The following is a 432-nucleotide window of genomic DNA, read 5'->3' on the forward strand; positions in this document are numbered from 1 at the left end:
GTGCAGGCCAAGGCAGTCGGCGCCACCGCTGACGAAGTGCCGGAAATGCAACTGGCCGAAACAAAATACAACCGCGCCAAAGGCAGCATGGCCGACGAGTCCTATCGCAACGCGCGCATGCGTGCCGAGCAGGCCGAACTGGATGCACGTCTGGCCGAGGCCAAGGTGCTGACGAAAAAAAGTGAAGAACAGCTGAATGTGCTCAATATCCGCATTGTCCGCCTGCGCAAGCAGCTGCAACTGGGTGAAGCACAATGAGCCTCAAGTCCAATGCTCGCGGCATTCTGCTTCGTGCCGGTTGCGCCAGCCTCTACGGCTGCGCCGGTCAGCACAGCGAGGCTGCGCTGCAACAGGCCGGCGCTGATTTCCAGAAGGTCAAGGAAGATTCCAACGTGCTGCGCATCGCGCCGAAAGACGTGATCCGCGCCGGTG

Annotated in this window: 1 protein-coding gene; it reads left to right on the forward strand. The window is 60.9% G+C overall.

Annotated features, from left to right (window positions below; translation table 11 throughout):
- A partial coding sequence (locus tag J5M56_RS25770) for a DUF4398 domain-containing protein (RefSeq protein WP_207938154.1) occupies positions 1–258 on the forward strand: 258 nt, incomplete at its 5' end.
- Between the last annotated feature and the right edge of the window lie 174 nt (positions 259–432).

This window comes from Pseudomonas sp. 51_B (assembly GCF_017491595.1).
Lineage (GTDB): Bacteria > Pseudomonadota > Gammaproteobacteria > Pseudomonadales > Pseudomonadaceae > Aquipseudomonas > Aquipseudomonas promysalinigenes.